This window comes from Methanospirillum sp. (assembly GCF_028679455.1).
Classification (GTDB): domain Archaea; phylum Halobacteriota; class Methanomicrobia; order Methanomicrobiales; family Methanospirillaceae; genus Methanospirillum.
Genome location: NZ_JAJRBM010000350.1, coordinates 1 through 4,741, shown reverse-complemented (window position 1 = coordinate 4,741; position 4,741 = coordinate 1). Strand labels below are relative to the sequence as shown.

Below are 4,741 nucleotides of genomic sequence, written 5' to 3'. Positions count from 1 at the left end.
ATACCCGAGAGCCAGATAGGTTGCAACGATATGACTGCAGGTGTGATGACCGGATTCACAGACACACCGGTAATCCAGATCTTCCAGCGAAGCAGGTATGATACAAATTCCAGCTTCCTTCAGGATAGTATCAAGATCCTTACTGTAGTCTCCTGATAAAAGTCTGGAAAACAGTACCTGATGGACAGCAAAGATTCTGAATACCACTTCCCAGTTGTCATCAAGATCAGTAATCCATACTGTTGTCCGGTGTGAGCCTCCCACCGCTTCCAGTATGATCGCTTCAACTCCACCCGCGTAAATTCCCTGGATGATCACCTGGCCGCGTTCAGCAAGTCGTCGTCCTTTTACCAACTGGGTGGTGTCTTTTCCCGGACGCATCATGGCGAGAAATTCGCTGGTCCACCATGCTTCTCCAAGCAACTGCTGTCGTGTCCGCTCATCGTGACTATTTCCCAAACCTGAATGATGAGTCATCAGAGTTCATCTCCAAACACCTGTTCTCTGAGCCGGAGTACATCCATCAGTTCACCGGTGGGAAGTTCGGTTAGCCATTCCTCCCCAGATGATATGACCTGATCCGCAATGATTCGTTTTCTGGAGATGAGATCATGGATCTGCTCTTCAAGCGTTCCGGCAGTGATCAGGAGATGAACCTGTACCGTTTTAGTCTGCCCTATCCGGTAGGTCCGGTCGGTTGCCTGATCTTCAACAGCAGGATTCCACCACCGGTCTATATGAAATACGTGATTTGCCCGCATGAGGTTCAGCCCAGTACCACCTGCCCGAAGTGAGATCACAAAGAACAGAGGGCCATCTGATCGTGCAAACCTGTTGATCATCTCCTCACGTTTTAATCGGGGGGTTGAACCGGTCAGGAGCAGGACTTCCCGCTCAAGTGACTGATGGATTTGTCTTGCCAGTGCTTTGGCAAAGGTGGCGTACTGGGTAAAAATGATTGCGGCATCCCCTTCATCACGGATCTCTTCAAGCATCTCGATGAGCCGTGTTACTTTACCTGATCTCTCCGGATTATCAATTACCTCCGTTCCTGTATCCGGGAAGTTGCAGATCTGTTTTAATCTGGTCAGTGCAGATAAAATTCTACCTTTCCTGGCTATCCCGGTAGCCTGCTGAAGATCATGAGCAAGCCCATTAACCGTCGCCTGATAGTCTGCTGCCTGTTCATGGGTCAGTGAACAGTATACCTGCATCTCCATCTTTTCTGGAAGATCAGAGATGACCGAAGTATCGGTCTTCACTCGTCTGAGCAGGAAAGGCCTGATCATTCTTCGTAATTCTGTAGCTTTTTCTTCAGCATCGCCTTTCTCAATCGGGCTAGCATATATCTTCTGAAATGCTGAAAGTGATCCGAGATAATCCGGGTTTAATACCTCCATAATTGCCCAGAGTTCAGTAAGATGATTTTCAACCGGAGTTCCGGTGAGTGCTATCCGGTGATCAGCACTGAGTGTTCTGACCGCCCTGAATTGTTTTGTCTGGGAATTTTTAATGTTCTGCACTTCATCCAGAATGAGAACTGCATAGGTCAGATCAGAAAGCAAATCCAGATCCCGGGGAATAAGTGCATAAGAAGTGATGATCAGATCAGACTCACTGGCTTTCTGGATAAATGATTCTCCACGCAGACGGGAAGGGCCATGATGGATAAAACATGTCAGGTCAGGACCGAATCGTGCCAGTTCCCGTTCCCAGTTTCCAATAATGGAGGTCGGACATATCAACAGTGATGGCCCCTTAAGTGTTCCCTGATTTTTGGCAGCGAGAAGGTAGGCAATGGTCTGAGGTGTCTTACCAAGACCCATGTCATCTGCAAGACAGGCCCCAAATCCGAGTGATCTACAGGCCATCAGAAATGAAAGGCCGGTTTTCTGATATGGACGAAGTACTCCTCGAAAGGATTCAGGTACCTCTACCGGTCTGTGATGCCACCCTTCTTTTATTCCGGTAAGAAGATCTGCAGTCCATGCATCTTCCGGATCCACCGTCAGATCTTCATGTGGGTCTTCGGACCTGGCAATCAGTCTGAGCAGGTCAGATACTGACAAGCGGTGTTTTTTATACTTTTTTTCTACGGTTTTTATCTTCTGTTCTAAAAGTGGTTGGTCAATGGTTACCCAGCGTTTTCCAAAGCGGACTGTGGAGGTCTGTTGCTCGACCAGTTTTCTGAATTCTGCTGAACTGATACTATCTTCACCGATAGAGATCCGGTAATCGAAATGAAGAAGAGTCTGAAGACCAACCAGAGAAGTGACTCCTGAATCCTGCCTCTGCTGTATAGACAGGGATATCCTTGCAGGTTCTGAGGGACGACCCCACCATTCCGGGTACAAAAACTCAACGCCCTGTGCTTCTATCAGCCTTACATCATGAGTAAGGAACCTGATGAGATCTGATTCAGGAATTCTGATGATAGGATCTGTTGTGGATCGATATTCAATTGCTAATCCGGGAAGGATCGCATTCAGCGTTTCAACAGTTCTTCTGAGCATGGACTGGAGTTCTTCATCCCCGGGAAGTGCAACATGAGGAAGTTCATGCTGCCTGAATTCGTGAGTAGGAATCAGAATATCCGGATTATCAGCAGATCGAATAAGAAATGAGATAGCCCATTCATGAGTTGTATCAGCCACTTTATGAACTGGGGATATCGGGTCAGGAAGTTCACTGATCTGAACAACTATTATCCAGGGGAGATCATCCGGAATATCAATCGCTGAAGTATCAGTCCAGAGGATACATTTGTTCTTCCAGCCGTTTGTGATCTGCGGCGTGGCAAGAGGCATCAGATGTCTTTCATATCCCTGAAGAAAATAGAGGGCGGTCAGTTCCTGGGCATATTTTAATCGCTCAATCGGGGTGTACCGGGATGCGGGATCTTGTAGATCATGCTGTTCTGCGAGGTTGATAATCCGGGAGATCAGGGATTCCAAAAAAGTTGTTATCGTCTCATTTTTTCGTACTTGAATTGCAGATTCATCCAGATTTCTCTGAAACCCCAGTTGCAAAGGAGAAATAGCCTTTGCAAGGAGATTGATTCGCTGTGTGTCATATGCTGACGGACATATTTTCCATCTGGTACAGATTCCTCCATTCTGATACGTACCGATCGCTGGAAGATATCTTCCCCTGATTACCATCTCCTGTGCAAGGCTGACGACGCTCTGCCAGAATCGGAGTGTGCCTCCTTCAACCCATAAGGGAATGGCAGGTGCATACCTGGAAAAGTGGAGAAGAAGATCAATCGGATATTGTAATGCCGGTACCCGGAAATGCGATACTTTTTCAGGATTTGCCGGAGGCAGGCTGAGTAGTTTCATACGCTCGGGAGAACTCACCAGCAGTGATCCGGATATCGGGAACTCAATAACGGGTTGAACACATTTGGATGGTATGTGAACTACCTGACTGATTAAATCTTCAAGATGATCTGTTTCCATTGAAAATGGATGAACCGGAGGGGAATTTGAAGAAGCAGTACAGATCTGATCCGTTTGTCCTGGTGCACAGGACTCTCCAAACAGGAGTAATGATGATGGGTTATGAGGATTATACAGGATGTGCAGTATGGGTCCTGACTGTTGAGACAATGACAATGAGGCCTCCGATATTCCGTATTATATTATCGGCAAAGACCTTATGATATTCGGACCTCATTTAAGCGAAATCAATTTTTCCTGGTATCATTGTTACTCAAATCGAGGTGGGCGTGATGATGTTTTCTCAGGAATTGCAGAATCTTTTCTGATTCCAGCCATCGCTTATCAAGTGTATCGATCAGATGATCGATTATCCTGATCTGAGTTAGTACCGGATTTGCGATCTTCTCATCAAGTTCATCAACAATCAACATGATTACAGTCAGAGGATTTCTAATCCCATCATTCAGGATTGCCAGTTCAGCAAGATTTTTTTCAATCTGCTGTATCATTCGTACCCGCTCTTCTTCGTACTTCTTTTTCTGAGTGATATCCTCGACAACGGCAAGCCCTACTTTTTTATCTGCGATGCGGAATAACACAAAGGTTACAAAAACTGGGATGTATCCTCCACCATATATTTGTAGTGCCATTTCTCTGGTACAGACCTCACCAGTTTCGGTATGTCTCGATATTCCCAAATTGGATCCCGATATATCCAGATAGTTCTGAACCAGATCCGCGTCTGCCAGTGCATCACTTAGCGTTCTCTGGATCAACTCCTCCGCCTTTGGGTTCATGTCAAGAATCGGTCCTGTTTCTCCATCGGCGAGTAGTTCAAACAGAATAAGGCCGTGAGAGACATTTGCAAAAACGCTTCGATATTTTAGTTCGTTTACCACATTGGCGATTTCTGCTTTTTTTCGTTCGGTTTCATCAATTACCTGGGCCAGGTACCAACCGATTTCAGCATTTGACGGATGCGATATCGGACTGACCATGACACGAAGGTGACCGGTCCCGCTTCGTGATGACGGAAACTGGTACTGTGATCGTTCATGATCATAATCCAGGGAAATATCTGAATCTATTGAAATTCCTCTGCTTATTTTTACCCGATCAGAAATGTTCAGGAGCGGGTGAGTAAATAATTTCCCTGAACTCAACATGCTTTCATCAGATTGTCCGAATATTGAGATTGCCGCTGAGTTTGCGTCGGCAAGCAATCCCTGATGATCGTATACCATGATTGCAATTGGGGAAAGATAAAAAAGGCTTTTAAATTTTTGCTGACTTTCTTT

The 4,741-nt window shown here is 46.0% G+C and carries 3 protein-coding genes; all 3 read right to left on the bottom strand.

All coding sequences use genetic code 11. The annotated features are described in order from the left end of the window. Positions 1-477: hypothetical protein (locus LUQ50_RS11910; RefSeq protein ID WP_300040055.1), on the bottom strand; the 477-nt coding region annotated here is incomplete at its 3' end. Continuing rightward, complete coding sequence (locus LUQ50_RS11905; RefSeq protein WP_300040054.1) at positions 477-3,461, bottom strand: DEAD/DEAH box helicase; 2,985 nt, start codon at positions 3,459-3,461, stop codon at positions 477-479. The genes LUQ50_RS11905 and LUQ50_RS11910, both read right to left, overlap by 1 nt. 227 nt (positions 3,462-3,688) lie before the next feature. Beyond that, positions 3,689-4,741: PAS domain S-box protein (locus LUQ50_RS11900; protein WP_300040053.1), on the bottom strand; the 1,053-nt coding region annotated here is incomplete at its 5' end.